Raw genomic sequence first — 14,381 nt, forward strand, 5'->3', positions numbered from 1 at the left:
CCCTATACATGATGCCCCTATAGTCCCATACATGGACAATAAATCATTTCGGATTCGAACCGTTTTTTGTGTGTTTTACACACCACAATGCTCCCTAAGTGAGCATATGATTTCTAAAGATTCATTTCTTGATGCGAATCTGATTCAGATTAATGACCCCATCATTAAATATATATTACTATTAGTAATGAAATTAAACAAATTGATTCCATATATTTTAAACTCAAAAACCCACTTATTTCTATATTTTTTATCTATGCTATTTTTTAATTTAATACTGATTCATCCACAGTATCGTGCATATGTGCTCTAATCTATAAAAAAAGAACTCCTTCGTTGAAGGAGTTCTTTTTCTTAATCTATTATTTCAATTCAAACGCGGCTTCTCGTTCGCCACTTTGCCCAATTACTAAATATTTAGCATCAGAAATTTTAGTCATAAACGTTAGCGTTCCTTTTAAGGTTTCACCAGGTTCTACAACTTGATCATCGATTAGACGGAAATTGTATTCATTCAAATCTAATTCAGACAAAAACACATCATATTCAAGCATACGAGTTGCATCTTTACTGTCAGCTAATTCAAATTGGAAGCTTTGCAGTTCCAACGGCTCCTTACCTGTGTTTTCAATGTCCAATGCTACACGAACGTAATCATCGTTAATTTGCTTTGTTGAAATGACATCAAATTTAACGCCATCCGCTTCAACCCACTCATCTTTCGTAACAGTTAACAATTCAGAAACTGGACGTCCTTCATTTCCAGGCTCCAATTTCAAAGCGTTATAAATCGTTGTATCCAGCGTTGATACTTTATTGCTACGTTCGTAAACTTGATTGAAATGTGAACCAGCCGTAACACCTAATGAAATTGTTGCGGCACTAACAGCAACAGCCAAACTAATCAACGCTACTAAACGACGACGCTTCATATTAAACACAACTGCTGCAATGCTTACAACTAGACCTAGTCCTAAGACTACAATTGCACCCCAACCGTTACTTGTCACCCCAATTAAGATAGCACCAACTAGACTGATAACCATTCCCAACGCACCTAGCCAATAAAAACGTTCCTTACGTTCTAGACGAGGTGCTGCTTTCTTAGCAGGCATTAACATCAAAATTGAGAAAATCGTATTAAAAACCTTTAAGAAAACTAATGCCCATGGTAGTCCTGCATTACGCAAACGGCGCACACTCAAAGCTATTTCAGGCAGAAGTGATACTAGTGTGAACAACAATAGCATCCCAAATCCAATAATGATAATTGTGCCAATTGTTGCTAAATCGTTTCCCAGTAACACACCAATCAATGACAGGATAACGATCATCAATGCAATCAAGCCATTCATTACTTGCATGTACCAATATGTATAACGAGATGTTTCTCCAGTAAAATTAAACGCTTGTTTCCAAAATTCCATATATTGCTTCATACACTCTGCCCCCATTATTTTCCGTTCAACATCGTTATATTATACCGTATTTTTGTATGTAATTTAATTAATTACACGCTTAAATAAAAATATTTAAAATTTACAAAAACACAGCAAAAAACAGTATTAACGCTTAACTCGTTAATACTGTTTTCATCTTTAAATTAAGTTTTGACGGTTTAAATATGTTATGACAGGCATGGCGATTAGTGGTACTAAAATCATACCCGCAATAATTTCAAAAATTCCATTAAAGCCAGCAATTGATGTAATCAGCCAATTAGCTAACCCTGTGTCAGGAATTCCCGTAAACGATGTGTTCATCATTGAGAAGCTAAACCAAGTAATCAATAAAACCAGACTGGTATTAATGAACGCAGCTAAACCACCCAACAACACTAGATATGGCGTTTGCTTCTTCAATGATCGGTTTTTTACCCAATATTGATACAGTACTCCAATCAAAATCCCCACCATAATGCGTGGTACTAATGCAGTAATTGGGTTACGGAAAATCAATGCCCCAATACTCGGAACTGCAGTCCATGCATGCCATAATGAGTATGCGCCCCAAACAAATCCCAATAACGCACCAGTCCGTGGTCCCAACACGATTGCTCCGATTGCAACTGTAAACGTAATAATTGTTACAGCCGCCCCTAGCACGAATGCACCCAATGGTAATGTGCCTAACCAAGGTACGATTGATTGAACCAAAATAATGGCAATAAATAATGATGTCAACACTAAGCGTCGACTTTGTGTAGCTTGTTGCGCCATGACTCTGCAACCTCTTTATCTTTAAAGTACCTCCATTTTACCATGAAACCTTAAGATAAAGCATTTTCTACTGACTACGTTTATCCTGTAAGAATTTTTTCATGCGTGTGACAGCACGTTCAAGGTCTTCGTCTGAAACCGCATAAGAAATACGAATATAATCTTTGGTTGTCTCAGAAAAAGCCGAGCCTGGAATCACACCAACTTTGCCTTCTTGTGCTAAAGATAGTGCAAAGTCATAGCCATCATGGCCAATATCTGCTGGAATCTTCGCAAACATATAAAACGCACCTTGTGGACTTATCACACTAAAGCCCATGTCCTCCAAATGTGGCAGTAACCAATCCCGACGTCGTTGATATACTTGACGCATTTCTGCCACAATATCATCTGCTTCAGTAATCGCAACCAAAGCACCATCTTGAATCACCTTAGGTAAGGAAAACATCAATGTATCATGTACCTTCTTAGCTTGCTTCATAAATAAATCATCCGCCAAAATAAAGCCTAAGCGGTATCCCGTTAATGCATGTGATTTTGACAAACCTGTAATCATGACCGTTTGACTAGGCAGTAGTTCTGCCATTGAGGTATGTTCTTGGTCATATGTTAATTGCGAGTATATTTCATCAGAAATAACCCATAGTTGATGCTTTTCAAATACATTAGCCAATGCAATAAGTTCATCTCGTGAATAAGTCACACCAGTAGGATTGGTTGGATAGTTAAATAGAATCGCCTTTACCGGAATGGAGGCTTGTTCAATTGCTTCCTCAACTTGTTCTGGCGTTATCTTAAAGTCTGACGCACGTGTATTAATCGTAATAGCCTCTGCATACGCTAATTTTAGTGCTGCGAAGTATGGTGGGTAGGCCGGATCTGGAATTAGGATACCTTCTCCTGCTGCCAACATCGTCATAAAAACAACATTGATTCCTTCAGACACGCCTGCTGTAACCATAACATTAGACACATTCCCATAGTGTGTTTTGTACTTAGTATTTATGTATTCCCGAAACTTATCTCTGAGTGTTTCCTCACCCGATGGATCTGTATAATGTGAATTATCTGCGTCCACTGATGCCTTAACGGCTTGTTTAATCCGTGCATCTGCATTAAACCCTGGTTCTCCAAATGTTAATTGCACAATATCAGGGATATCCCGAATTGTTCTTTGAAATTCTGTTAACCCATCTGGAGCTAAATTCGTTACAATAGGATTAAGCAATTGATTGAAGTGACTAGTCATATTAATTTCCTCCGTTCGATTTTTTCGTACGATGAATCACTAGTTACCTTATTCTCATTGCCATAACATGAACTTAATAACGAACAGAAAGAGGTGTTTTATGATGGATTACACACAAACGCCAATTGCTTTACCTAAACCAAATTGGGATTGGGTGGCGATTCGCCAAGTACCAATTGCGCCAGTATCAGAAGAACTCATCTCATTAAATTATTTACCTTCACACATGTTGGTAAGCCCTCAATATGCTCTGCAAAAATTACCAGGAGCTGAAATTGAATTATACGCACGCCCAGCTGTCCAAGCCAAGCTTGTTGAAGCGGCAAACCTACTGCCCGAAGGATACAAGTTAGTTATTTTAGATGCCTGGCGTGCAATGGAAACACAACAAGCCCTATTTGATCAAATGCGTAAATTCGTCGCACGTGATTTCCCTGAATACACTGACGAAGAAAACGAACAAGCTGCCCTACGTATCGTTGCGTTGCCTTCACTTGATTTGAAGAAGCCATCTCCTCACAATACGGGAGGTTCAATTGATCTATCCATCGTTGATCCACAAGGTCGTTTACTATACATGGGTAGTCCTTTTGATGATATCAGCGAACGAGCTCGTACCGATTTCTATGAATCATCTGCGAAAACAGACGATGAAATCATCGCGCGTGATAATCGTCGCTTGTTGTATCACATCATGACCAGCGTTGGATTTACTAACTACGCCGAAGAATGGTGGCATTTTGATTATGGTAATCAAAACTGGGCGTGGGTATCAGAACAACCTAATGCACTTTATACGAGTACTACGCCAGTTTATGCCTGGGTCGATTAAGCTGCTTTTCTCAAGAATAAAAACAAATAGCCGAACTAATCAAGATTTGATTAGTTCGGCTATTTTTATGCCATAAACCGTTGTATACGTTTTACGGCTTCAATAATGTCATCTGTGGCCCCCGCAAATGATAAGCGGATATATCCATTAGCACCAAAGATGTCGCCTGGTAAAACGCCCACTTTTTCTTGCCCTGCTAATTCAATGACAAATCGTTCTACGTCAGTCAAAACTGGTAACTTAGCTAAAACATAAAATGCGCCCTCTGGTTCAATCACATGGAGACCAGCGTCCTGAAGTCCTTGGACTAAGATGTCTCGATTTACTTGATACACTGCTTTATGTTCGTTCACAAAATCAGTATTAGTTAGTGCGTTTACTGCACCAATCATTAAAGGCAATGGCACTGATCCTACTGTTAATTGATGGACTTGCGTTAACATTCGAATCAATTCCTGCGGTCCTAACACAAACCCTAGCCGATATCCCGGTATAGCATGTGACTTAGATAATCCGCCGATGATAATTGTTTGATCTGGTAAATATTTGGCGATTGTGACATGTTTGTTTCCATAAGTTAAGGCCCCGTAGATTTCATCCGTCACAACGACAAGATTAGTTTGGGCCAAAACTTGCGCTAAGGCGCAAACTTCACTTTCTGTATAAGCAACCCCTGTTGGATTGGTAGGATCATTAAAAAGGAATCCTTTAGCTTGGGGATGTTGTGCTAAACAATCTGCTAACAATGGTGCCGTCACACGAAAACCAGTCGCCCGCGTATCTAATGCAATCACTGTCAAACCAAGCAATTTAGCAATATTTCGGTATAACGGATACATTGGTGCTGGCACAATGATCTCATCCCCCGCTGTAAACAAGGCTTGCATCGTCACATAGATTCCTTCAGTCGCTCCGATAGTGACAAGTACTTCCGCAAGCGTGTAGTCAGGCGCGCCAAATGAGTCCTTCATATATGTGGCAATGTCACTTCTTAAAGGCGCATAACCCTCTGTCGTGGCATATTGAGCCGACCTTTCGGCTATGGCATTTTGAATTGATTCTGTGATTGATTCAGCCACTTTAAAATCCGGCTCACCTAAACTTAAATTAATAATCTCTGGGTCGATTTGAAAGCGTTGATGCCACTTACGCAATTGTGAATCTGACAATAACGTTTGACGTTGATTTAATTGTGGGTATAGTCCTGATTTTAAATCTGGCATCGTACATCTCTCTTTCTAGTTCATATAAATTAGCTGAATATGGCAGAAAACTCACGTCCATTACTGAACGTGAGCTTTTTAAAATCCATTCCAAGTTGTAATACTTGAAGCGATATCTACTTTCTTATCTTTAATAACTTGATAAGTATTTGTATTAATCGTGTATTGGTGGGTAGGTACAGCACTAGTTCCTTGTGTTAAAACCATTGTCACAGTATGATTACCATTATTTTTTAGGAATGCTTGGCGTGGTTTTTCATTAGGTTGTAGTGTAACCGCCCAGTATGGCTTTGCAAAATATGCTTTAAATTGTGGTGCTGCTTGTAATGTTTCAGAAGACTCGACTTTCAATTTCGGAAAATCAACACGATGCTTATTCGCTTGGCCTACTTTTGTTACAAATAACGCCGCATTCTTAGTAGTCCAGCCACGTTCAATATTGTCCGCAGGTTTTGTTGGTTCAGTTGGCATCGTGACGATTTGTTCACGTTGTGATGCTTCTAATTCTTTTTCAGCCTGCGTACTTGCTTGTTTAGCTGCTAATTCTTCTTTCTTTTGTTGCGCAGCCGTCTTTTCTTGCTTGTATTGTTTTTGTTGATGGGCATAGACACCCCCACCAACAACAACCAATACTACAAACAAGACGATTCCCCATACTATTTGTTTCTTCATATCGTACTCCTTATCAACTAAATCGCACGAGTTGAGGCACGTTCAATAAGCTTAACATCAAAGATACGTTCTTGACGATCGGCTTCAAAGTTTTGAACGCGGCTCAATACCAATTCAAGAGACGCCTTAGCAATTTCTTCCAGCGGTTGATGAACGGTTGTTAGACTAGGTTGGTAAAAACGAGCATAGTCTGTATCATCGTATCCGATAACTGACATTTTTTCCGGTACAGATATACCAATCTTATCTAATCCACTAATTAGACCAATAGCTAATTCATCATTCAAAGCAAATGTTGCGGTCGCTTTTGAAATTGATACAGCCATAGCGGACGCTTGACCACCTTGCTTTGACAAATAATGTGTTGTTACTTCACTTACCTTCGCACCCGCTTCGAGCATTGTCTCTTTAAAGCCAGCTAGACGATCTGATAAGTTATCATTCATTGCTTGCTTTCCTAGTACAGCTACGTGACGATGTCCCAATGACAACAAATGTTGCGCTGCAAGTTGACCACCCGCAAATTCTGCGGCTGCCACAACGTCAGCAGAACCTAATGAGACATGATTTTCAAGCATAACACATGCAATCCCACGCTTCTTAAGATCTGCTGTAACCCCTTCTGCATCTTGTAGTTGGTTCGCAACGATAATCCCGTTAACACCAGCAGACATCAATTGGTAAACTGCCTTGTCAGTATCAGCACCTTCCGCTGACATAATTGACAAAGATACATTTTCAGGCAATCCATCTTGAATTTTTTGTACAACATAACCAAAGTATGGCAATGCCAATGACGGTACAACAACACCGATCATCGTTAGATTGTTCTTCTTCAAACTACGAGCACTTAAATTGGGCACATATCCTGTTTCTTCACGTGCAGCAAAAACCTTGTTACGTGTTTCTTCAGAAAAGCGTTCCCCTTTGTTATTCAAAATTTGTGAAACGGTCGCAATTGATACGCCAGCTAAGTTGGCCACATCCTTGATTGAAGCTTTTTTCATTATCGTTTCCTCTCTACGCTGTGACCAACAACCCAGTGGTTGCCAGTTCAACTTTGCTAAATGTACCTGCTACTTCGACGTGCGCTAATACATCTAACATATCTTGTGTTTGTTCAGGGGCCACAAAAATAGCAATAGTCCCTTTATTGCCGACTTGGGTCGTTCCAAATACATCTAGGGCATGCGTTGCTTGACGAATTACAGCTAAATCTGAAGTGATTTCAGGAACTAGAGAATCATTTTCTAATAATTGTCCAGCTAATACATATTGGTTTGATTGCCATGCTGCAAACAACATGTTACCTGCTGCAGCTGCATCAATCGCAGTTGTCATTGTAATATTTTCAGCAGCTTGTCCCAACAGCACACGTTCCGTTGGTTCATACACGATAACATCATATGGCGGGGTAACAATTTGGCTACCAAAATAATCACCATTTTGTAAGTAACTCGTGGTAACGCCTCCCAATAATGCGGCAGATACGTTTGCAGGTTGTCCTTCAGTTCGTGCAGCCAATGTCAATTTTGTAAAGTCATCTAAACCTAAGCCACCTAATTGGTCTGCTAATTCAATTGCCGCCATTAATGCCGCTGTTGAAGACCCTAATCCACGTTGTAGTGGAATGTCTGATTCAACACTTAACTTATGAGGTGTAAGCCCTGGCGCCAATTTATTCGCAACAGCAACAATGTAATTGGTTGCATCAGTTGGAATTGATTCGCCTAAATTGTGGTTTACGACCCATTCAGTTGTTTCTTCGAGTACGGTTACTGTTAGCCACAAATCGAGCGCTAACCCAATTGACGCTTTTCCTGGTCCAAAATCACCAATCGTTGCTGGTACTTTAATTTGCATAGCGCTTGCCCCATTTCTTTATGATTATTTTATTTTACCAAATTTTACTTACATTTTCACTAACGGATAAACGTTTTTACAATACAGTATTTCTAATTTCAAAAATTAATGTTCGTTATTCTCACTTTTTATAAGACCTACTCATGTGTTATACTATTCTCTGTTCAAAAAATGAACACAGGGTAGACTTTGGTGCGTTAAGTGCTGCGGGAACGGAATGTGGACCGCAGACGAAGGATTTTCCGCGATGCCTTAGTCACATTCACTGTTTATATAGTGAGACCCTCCATTAAATTTAGGAGGTGTTTTCAAAATGAAAACATTAGAATCATATTTCACACGTCTTAATACTCGTGCAGTTGCACTGTTGGGTATTCTATTAGCACTTCACTTGCTAATTGGTCGCTTCTCTTTTGGAACTAATTTTCTAAAAGTTGGCTTCGGATTTGTTATTGTCGTTGTTATCGCTCGTTGGTTTGGTCCTTATTGGGGCGTTCTAATGGCGATTGTGCACGACATCATTTCCACAGCAATCAACGGACATTCATTCTTCTTCGGATTTATGTTATCTGCAATTGTTGGTGCATTCATTTACGGTGTTAGTTTCTACAATCGTGAACACATTTCATGGACGCGTACAATTACTACTGTTGCGATTGTTCTGTTCCTAGTTAACACGATTATGAATACCACTTGGGTGGTTATGATGGGAAATATCACAAACTTCGATGCCATTATGTCAATGGTTGAGATCCGTGGTATTAAGCAAATCATCATGTTGCCAATCCAATCAGTTATCATCTACTCTGTCTTGAACAACAAGTCATTGGGTGAATTGATGAACCGTGTTTTTAATTAACTAAAACAACCACTACACCTTGTTGGTGTGGTGGTTTTTATTTTGTAATTTTATTGGAAAACAGAAAAACGCCTGATGTAAAACTAACTTTACATCAGGCGTTTGTTTTATTTCTTTAGTAGTTATTAACCAGCTCCATGTTGGAATGCAGGATATAGTGACATTCCCCCATCCACAAACAAAGTAGTTCCTGTAATGTATTGTGCTTGCTCTGAGGCCAGGAAGGCTGCTGCATCAGCAACATATTTCGGTTTTCCAATTTCACCCATTGGTACCATCGCTTGCGTTTGCGCCTTCTGCTTAGGATCTTCAAACTTAGCTGCATTGATTGGTGTATCAATCGCACCTGGAGCAATATTATTTACTCGAATTCCCTTATCCGCATATTCTAGAGCGACTGTCTCAGTAAACATCTTCGTTCCACCCTTTGAGGCAGCGTAATGTGCGAATGTTGGCCATGGAATTTGTTGGTGAACGGAAGACATGTTGATAATGTTTCCCTTCTTCCCTGACTTCGTAAAATGACGTAAAGCTTCACGCGTTCCTAAGAACACTCCGGTCATATTGACGTCCATGACACGATTCCATTCGTCTAGGGGCAAGTCAGCTGTTGCATAAGCCTTTTCGACACCTGCATTATTTACCCACAAATCAAATCCACCAAATTTATCAATTGCAGTTTGTGCTAACTGAGCAATTTCATCTTCGTTAGATACATCAGCTTCAAAGAAGATAACAGAATCACCATACGTGTTCTTAACGTCTTGAACGGCATCTGATTCTAATACTTTGTCGCTGCCAACGTAATCAATAACTACCTTCATTCCTTCAGACAATAAACGTTTTGAGATTTCTAATCCCAAACCAGTTGCTGCACCAGTAACGATTGCGACTTTATCTTTTAAGTCCGTGTACATCTGTAATCCTCTCTTCCTGTATCTTTAATATAATTAACTAATGTTTTTTACATACTTAATGTTAGTGTTAAAACCTTGGAGAAAGTTTAAAACGTCCTGGGAAACGAAATAACGCCCTTATGTACCAAGACATAAGGACGTCATTTTTAGTTAAATCAACGCATCATTTCTGCAATAAAATTTTAGAAAGAATAAATTAATTTTAGAAAGATTGTTGTAGCGATACACCACGACCCATACATAATTTTTCAAAATGTTGAGCGAATCGGTCGCGTAGTTCAGTCGTATCAAATTTTAGGATGGTATGTTGTGCCACTTCGTTAATGCCGATTCGATAAACACAACTGTCCATCACTCGGCCGACGAAGATAACTGGTGGGTATTGTGTGAAAGATTGAATGGCTGTCTCGAGTTCTAGTCGTTGTTCACGAGCAATGTTTCGATGTGACAAAAGTGCTGCAAGGTCTTCATTATGAATAAGTGGGTTTTCTAGGCTCATGTACGTCTCCTTAAATGTGCCGCCAAAACTGTTGCTATGTGTCGTTGGTTTAACCACTAATAATATTATCATCAACCGACTTTTTACACAATGGCTAAATTATATTTTCATCGAGGTTATAAAACATTCAAGTACATTAACTTTATAGCGTGGTATAATGAGTCAACAAATAATTTATATTAAAAAGAGGCACTATTACATGAGTGATTCAGTTTCCAAAACCCAGTACTTACAAACCATTTTAGAATTAAGTGGCGGCGATGAAACAACAAAGATTTCTAATAATCAAATCGCTGATCACTTGCATGTGACACCATCTTCTGTGTCTAACATGCTTGCTAAATTGCAAGAAGCTGGGGAAGTTAGCGTTGTTCCATACTATGGAGTAACGTTGACAGAACCGGGACGTCAAACCGCTTTACGTTTGATTCGTTCTCACCGCTTATTTGAAACATTTATCGTTGATAACTTGAAGCTACCTGTTTCAGTTGCTCACGAAAATGCGGATCATCTTGACCACGATGCAAGTGGTCTACTGATGGATGCCTTAGATAACTTCCTTGGTAATCCTAGCCATAGCCCGCATGGACTATCAATTCCTGACAACAAAAACCACTATGCTCCTGAACACTGGACAAAGTTGATTGATGCTGCCGATGGACAAGAAGTCACAATGAAGAGCTACACTGAAGATCTTGAATTATTGCAATATGTTGAAACTTTGGATTTGCCATTGAACTCAACATGGACGATTCGTGAACGCTTGCCGTTTGAAGGTCCTATGATTCTTGAAAATGGTGAACGTGAACTACAAATCACACAACACGCTGCTTCATTTATCTACATTGTTTAAATTAAAGATATAAAAAAACCATATCCCTAAGGATATGGTTTTTCTTTTATTTTATTACTTTGTTTTTGACTTTTCAGCCAACTTCTTTGAAGAAGAATATGCTTTCTTTAGTCGTAGCAAACGGAATACGGCACGCATTAATTGGAATCCTGCTAATACCATAATCCAAAAAATTGAAAATGCTTCAGTCATCATCTTCAACTTAGTCATTGGTGTTGTCTTTTGCAGACGCGCCTCTTTTTTAGATACTTGTAAATTCTTCATATGTTCTCCCCTTACTTAATCCAACGATTATCAGCGGTAAATGAATCCTTCGCTGCTTTCGGTGCATGCTCCCAATCGTAAGTCTTGGTTAATTCACCTTGCATGACAACACGTCCTGCTTCGGCTGTGTAATTACATGTAATCAGTGTAATTACTTTCTTACCGGGTACTTCATGTGTCCATTGTACATCAGTACTCTTAATTGTTTCTACTGCAGTCGCCGTATATTCATAAACATTAGTCATATCAGTTAGATAGATTTTTTGTCCCACCTTACCTTTGTAGTACAAAGGAGAGAACATCAATCCCTTACCTGTTTCGCCTTGAATAAAGTGACTTGCCAGTGAGTAGTTTCCTTCACCCATCTTTTGATTAGGATACATCGTTCCCGCTCCAAGTGACAAAACTAGATCATCAATCCCATGTGCGATTGGTACAGAAAGTCCAATTTCTGGCATCGCTACGAAGCCAACAAAATTAACTTTTCCCGCATTTATACGCGCTTGTAAAATTTGTTCTGCGCTTAATGACTGTACATCACGCCATTCATACTTTGCATCTTCCTTTTCCGCAGCCGCAATTGTTTCCTTAGAAACTTCGGGATGGAAATTTTGTAGTGCAAAATGGGCAATTTGATTATGAAAGATCAAACCAAGCGAGATAAGAATCAACACAATAAACATTGTAATGCGCATAAACTTGCTCTTAAAGAACTTACCAATTGCTTTCATATAGTAAACCTCTACTTATTATTAATTGTTCCCGTCAAATGTATTAATAAAGTATAACAGAGTTTGTAGTTCATTGGTAAGATCGACGTTTTGGACACGTACGTTCTTAGGTACATCAAGACGTAGTGGCGTAAAGTTCAAGATACCTTGAATGTTTGCATCTGCCAAACGTGTTGCAATTTCTTGCGCAACTGGTGCCGGTACTGTCAGGATAGCCACTTCAATACGTTGTTCACGAATTTGTACTTCAAGTTCATCCATGTCGTAAACTGGTACACCACTTTGAATTGTATTTACGATATCTGGGTTAACATCAAACGCTGCAGAAATACGCGCATTTGAACTTTGGTGGAAGTTAAAGTTTAACAAGGCGTGTCCCAAGTTACCAACCCCAACTAATGCAACAGATGCAAGGCTGTCTTGATTCAAGATATCACCAAAGAATTCCATCAATTCTTTAACATCGTAACCGTAACCACGCTTACCTAGTGCACCAAAGTAAGAAAAGTCACGACGGATTGTTGCTGCGTCGAACTTAACGGCCTTAGCCAATTCGTTTGATGAGATACGCGTTACACCTGAATCTAGCAGAATGTTTAGGTAACGGTAGTAAATTGGCAAACGCTTGGCTGTCGCCTTAGGGATTGCCTTATCAGTTGTTTGAATGTTCATTTCATCAGTCATTATTTTGTCTCCTACATCTTAAAGCCTATCCACTTTTATTTGTGAATATAAAAGATAACAACCTTACTATAACATATAGTAAGGTTGTTATGTGAATTAATTAACATTTATTATTTTCACAGACTATCTAGAATATAGATATCTGATGTGTTTTTAATTCTTTGGCTTAGGCTTACCTTTGTTCTTACGATGCTTGCGCTTAGCCTTTTTCTCTTGTGCAAAACGCTCTTCACGTGATTGCACTTCAGGCACATCTTTCTTCACAAACTTTTTAGTTTGTGAAGAACGTGTTGAACTTATAGGCTTTTCGTCAGATTCAGTCTTCACAACCTTCTTTTCACCTGCTGCCTTAGCAGCACGCTTTTCAGCATACTTGTCCGTACGACCTTCGCGCTTTGATGTACGTTCGGCTGTTGCACGTGACTTCGTCAACAACTTTGGTTGCCCTGTAATTTGTTCGATTTCAACCGCAACCAAACGGCGCATTTCACGCAAGTCATGATCGTTACCAAATGAAATCACAACACCTTCACGAGACATACGTCCTGTACGTCCAGCACGGTGTGTGTATGTTTCTCCCATACGAGGCAAATCAAAGTTAATAACGGCTGGCAAACCAGGAATATCCAATCCACGGGCTCCAACATCAGTTGTCAAAAGGAACTTTGACTTTCCTTCACGGAAAGCACGCATTGCCTTTTCACGTGTTGAACTTGAATCACCACGGACCAATGTGGCCATTCCAATGTGTTCGTGTGCCAGGAAGTTGGCTGTGTTCTTCAATTGCTTTGTTGTGTTGAAGAATACCATTGCTTGGAAGTTCTTTTGTGATGCAAGTTGACGCAAACGCTTGTTACGTTGGTCATTGGCCGTCAACCAGAATTCGTGCTTGATACGTGTTGGGATTGGTACATCACGTTGGTCGATTGTTTCGAATTCACGGTCAAAAATCTTGGCTGGAATCGCTTCATCTACGGCTGTTGCCCCAAACAAAGCTACTTGGATATCGTCATCTTTCGCAGTACGCCAGATTTGTTCGATTTGTTCCGCTGTTTCTTCACGTAGCAATTCATCAGCTTCATCCAAGATAACAGTACGTAAGCGGTGTAGCTTTAGTTTACCAGCACGTACCAATTCTGAAACACGTCCAGGAGTTCCAACAATCACTTCTGGGTGCTTCTTCAAACGATCCAATTGGTTCTTAACATTGGCTCCACCAGTAACTGACAAAACACGTAGCCCTAGCACAGTTGCCCATTCACGCATCACACGTGTTGTTTGCATGGCTAGTTCTTGTGATGGTGCCAAAACAAGCAATTGTTCACCATCTTCAGGTACTAATGTTGGCAAAATTGGCCATGTAAAGGCCAAAGTCTTACCTGTTCCAGTTGGTGCCAAGGCATTAATTGATGCCCCATTGGCCATTGGTTCTGCAACAGCAGTTTGGATTGGAGTCCAATCTGTAATTCCAGTTGCTTTTAATTTTTCTTCAAAACGTGTATCCATGTTTATTCCT

The 14,381-nt window shown here is 39.6% G+C and carries 16 protein-coding genes and 1 riboswitch; of the genes, 3 read left to right on the forward strand and 13 right to left on the reverse strand.

All coding sequences use genetic code 11. The annotated features are described in order from the left end of the window. Positions 1 to 362: 362 nt before the first annotated feature. The 3 genes from KHQ31_RS05450 to KHQ31_RS05460 all read right to left on the reverse strand — a co-directional run bounded on the left by KHQ31_RS05450 (position 363) and on the right by KHQ31_RS05460 (position 3,468). Entirely contained in the window at positions 363 to 1,439 is a 1,077-nt protein-coding gene (locus tag KHQ31_RS05450) for a DUF805 domain-containing protein (RefSeq protein WP_213408595.1), read from the reverse strand. 159 nt (positions 1,440 to 1,598) lie between these two features. After that, the gene (locus KHQ31_RS05455) at positions 1,599 to 2,219 is read right to left on the reverse strand and encodes an ECF transporter S component (RefSeq protein WP_213408596.1); all 621 of its coding nucleotides are present in this window, start codon (positions 2,217 to 2,219) and stop codon (positions 1,599 to 1,601) included. Positions 2,220 to 2,286: 67 nt separating this feature from the next. Beyond that, positions 2,287 to 3,468: an aminotransferase class I/II-fold pyridoxal phosphate-dependent enzyme gene (locus KHQ31_RS05460; protein ID WP_213408597.1), complete on the reverse strand. Its 1,182-nt coding sequence runs from the start codon at positions 3,466 to 3,468 to the stop codon at positions 2,287 to 2,289. 100 nt (positions 3,469 to 3,568) lie between these two features. Between KHQ31_RS05460 and KHQ31_RS05465 the strand changes: the two genes are divergently transcribed. Then, complete coding sequence (locus KHQ31_RS05465; protein ID WP_213408598.1) at positions 3,569 to 4,300, forward strand: M15 family metallopeptidase; 732 nt, start codon at positions 3,569 to 3,571, stop codon at positions 4,298 to 4,300. 65 nt (positions 4,301 to 4,365) lie between these two features. Here KHQ31_RS05465 and KHQ31_RS05470 read toward each other — a convergent pair whose 3' ends face one another. From KHQ31_RS05470 to KHQ31_RS05485, 4 genes are all read right to left on the reverse strand, one after another. Further along, a complete protein-coding gene (locus KHQ31_RS05470) occupies positions 4,366 to 5,523 on the reverse strand; it encodes a pyridoxal phosphate-dependent aminotransferase (RefSeq protein ID WP_213408599.1) in 1,158 nt (385 codons plus the stop codon). A gap of 78 nt (positions 5,524 to 5,601) precedes the next feature. Further along, the gene (locus tag KHQ31_RS05475; RefSeq protein WP_213408600.1) at positions 5,602 to 6,195 is read right to left on the reverse strand and encodes a hypothetical protein; all 594 of its coding nucleotides are present in this window, start codon (positions 6,193 to 6,195) and stop codon (positions 5,602 to 5,604) included. A 17-nt stretch (positions 6,196 to 6,212) separates the two neighbouring features. Beyond that, entirely contained in the window at positions 6,213 to 7,202 is a 990-nt protein-coding gene (rbsR, locus tag KHQ31_RS05480) for a ribose utilization transcriptional repressor RbsR (RefSeq protein WP_213408601.1), read from the reverse strand. Positions 7,203 to 7,215: 13 nt separating this feature from the next. Next, positions 7,216 to 8,058, reverse strand: a complete 843-nt coding sequence (locus tag KHQ31_RS05485) for a GHMP family kinase ATP-binding protein (protein WP_213408602.1) — start codon at positions 8,056 to 8,058, stop codon at positions 7,216 to 7,218. A gap of 176 nt (positions 8,059 to 8,234) precedes the next feature. Continuing rightward, positions 8,235 to 8,328: riboswitch (THF riboswitch) on the forward strand. 43 nt (positions 8,329 to 8,371) lie between these two features. Between KHQ31_RS05485 and KHQ31_RS05490 the strand changes: the two genes are divergently transcribed. After that, positions 8,372 to 8,917 carry a folate family ECF transporter S component gene (locus KHQ31_RS05490; protein WP_213408603.1) on the forward strand — a complete coding sequence of 182 codons (546 nt, stop codon included), beginning with the start codon at positions 8,372 to 8,374 and terminating at the stop codon, positions 8,915 to 8,917. A 125-nt stretch (positions 8,918 to 9,042) separates the two neighbouring features. On the opposite strand, the gene KHQ31_RS05495 is transcribed toward KHQ31_RS05490, so the two are convergent. Continuing rightward, a complete protein-coding gene (locus KHQ31_RS05495) occupies positions 9,043 to 9,834 on the reverse strand; it encodes a glucose 1-dehydrogenase (RefSeq protein WP_213408604.1) in 792 nt (263 codons plus the stop codon). A gap of 202 nt (positions 9,835 to 10,036) precedes the next feature. Further along, a complete protein-coding gene (locus tag KHQ31_RS05500; RefSeq protein ID WP_213408605.1) occupies positions 10,037 to 10,333 on the reverse strand; it encodes a hypothetical protein in 297 nt (98 codons plus the stop codon). A gap of 199 nt (positions 10,334 to 10,532) precedes the next feature. Here KHQ31_RS05500 and KHQ31_RS05505 point away from each other — a divergent pair, with 199 nt between their 5' ends. Beyond that, positions 10,533 to 11,186 (forward strand): metal-dependent transcriptional regulator, encoded by a 654-nt coding sequence (locus tag KHQ31_RS05505; protein WP_213408606.1) that lies wholly within the window; start codon positions 10,533 to 10,535, stop codon positions 11,184 to 11,186. Between the two features lie 54 nt (positions 11,187 to 11,240). On the opposite strand, the gene KHQ31_RS05510 is transcribed toward KHQ31_RS05505, so the two are convergent. The 4 genes from KHQ31_RS05510 to KHQ31_RS05525 form a co-directional block, all read right to left on the reverse strand. Continuing rightward, positions 11,241 to 11,450 carry a hypothetical protein gene (locus KHQ31_RS05510; RefSeq protein ID WP_213408607.1) on the reverse strand — a complete coding sequence of 70 codons (210 nt, stop codon included), beginning with the start codon at positions 11,448 to 11,450 and terminating at the stop codon, positions 11,241 to 11,243. 11 nt (positions 11,451 to 11,461) lie between these two features. After that, on the reverse strand, positions 11,462 to 12,181 hold the full coding sequence (locus tag KHQ31_RS05515) for a class A sortase (RefSeq protein WP_213408608.1): 720 nt from the start codon (positions 12,179 to 12,181) through the stop codon (positions 11,462 to 11,464). Positions 12,182 to 12,202: 21 nt separating this feature from the next. Further along, complete coding sequence (locus KHQ31_RS05520; protein WP_213408609.1) at positions 12,203 to 12,865, reverse strand: redox-sensing transcriptional repressor Rex; 663 nt, start codon at positions 12,863 to 12,865, stop codon at positions 12,203 to 12,205. Positions 12,866 to 13,018: 153 nt separating this feature from the next. Next, on the reverse strand, positions 13,019 to 14,371 hold the full coding sequence (locus KHQ31_RS05525) for a DEAD/DEAH box helicase (RefSeq protein ID WP_213408610.1): 1,353 nt from the start codon (positions 14,369 to 14,371) through the stop codon (positions 13,019 to 13,021). Positions 14,372 to 14,381 lie beyond the last annotated feature (10 nt).

Source organism: Weissella ceti (assembly GCF_018394055.1).
GTDB lineage: Bacteria > Bacillota > Bacilli > Lactobacillales > Lactobacillaceae > Weissella > Weissella ceti.

Excerpts from the sequence above, each read along its gene's own strand:
- KHQ31_RS05460 (WP_213408597.1), bottom strand. The coding sequence starts at position 3,468 with ATGACTAGTCACTTCAATCAATTGCTTAATCCTATTGTAACGAATTTA.
- KHQ31_RS05465 (WP_213408598.1), top strand. The coding sequence starts at position 3,569 with ATGATGGATTACACACAAACGCCAATTGCTTTACCTAAACCAAATTGG.
- KHQ31_RS05475 (WP_213408600.1), bottom strand. The coding sequence starts at position 6,195 with ATGAAGAAACAAATAGTATGGGGAATCGTCTTGTTTGTAGTATTGGTT.
- KHQ31_RS05450 (WP_213408595.1), bottom strand. The coding sequence starts at position 1,439 with ATGAAGCAATATATGGAATTTTGGAAACAAGCGTTTAATTTTACTGGA.
- KHQ31_RS05485 (WP_213408602.1), bottom strand. The coding sequence starts at position 8,058 with ATGCAAATTAAAGTACCAGCAACGATTGGTGATTTTGGACCAGGAAAA.
- KHQ31_RS05500 (WP_213408605.1), bottom strand. The coding sequence starts at position 10,333 with ATGAGCCTAGAAAACCCACTTATTCATAATGAAGACCTTGCAGCACTT.
- KHQ31_RS05455 (WP_213408596.1), bottom strand. The coding sequence starts at position 2,219 with ATGGCGCAACAAGCTACACAAAGTCGACGCTTAGTGTTGACATCATTA.
- KHQ31_RS05495 (WP_213408604.1), bottom strand. The coding sequence starts at position 9,834 with ATGTACACGGACTTAAAAGATAAAGTCGCAATCGTTACTGGTGCAGCA.
- KHQ31_RS05505 (WP_213408606.1), top strand. The coding sequence starts at position 10,533 with ATGAGTGATTCAGTTTCCAAAACCCAGTACTTACAAACCATTTTAGAA.
- KHQ31_RS05525 (WP_213408610.1), bottom strand. The coding sequence starts at position 14,371 with ATGGATACACGTTTTGAAGAAAAATTAAAAGCAACTGGAATTACAGAT.
- KHQ31_RS05510 (WP_213408607.1), bottom strand. The coding sequence starts at position 11,450 with ATGAAGAATTTACAAGTATCTAAAAAAGAGGCGCGTCTGCAAAAGACA.
- KHQ31_RS05515 (WP_213408608.1), bottom strand. The coding sequence starts at position 12,181 with ATGAAAGCAATTGGTAAGTTCTTTAAGAGCAAGTTTATGCGCATTACA.
- KHQ31_RS05490 (WP_213408603.1), top strand. The coding sequence starts at position 8,372 with ATGAAAACATTAGAATCATATTTCACACGTCTTAATACTCGTGCAGTT.
- KHQ31_RS05470 (WP_213408599.1), bottom strand. The coding sequence starts at position 5,523 with ATGCCAGATTTAAAATCAGGACTATACCCACAATTAAATCAACGTCAA.
- rbsR (WP_213408601.1), bottom strand. The coding sequence starts at position 7,202 with ATGAAAAAAGCTTCAATCAAGGATGTGGCCAACTTAGCTGGCGTATCA.
- KHQ31_RS05520 (WP_213408609.1), bottom strand. The coding sequence starts at position 12,865 with ATGACTGATGAAATGAACATTCAAACAACTGATAAGGCAATCCCTAAG.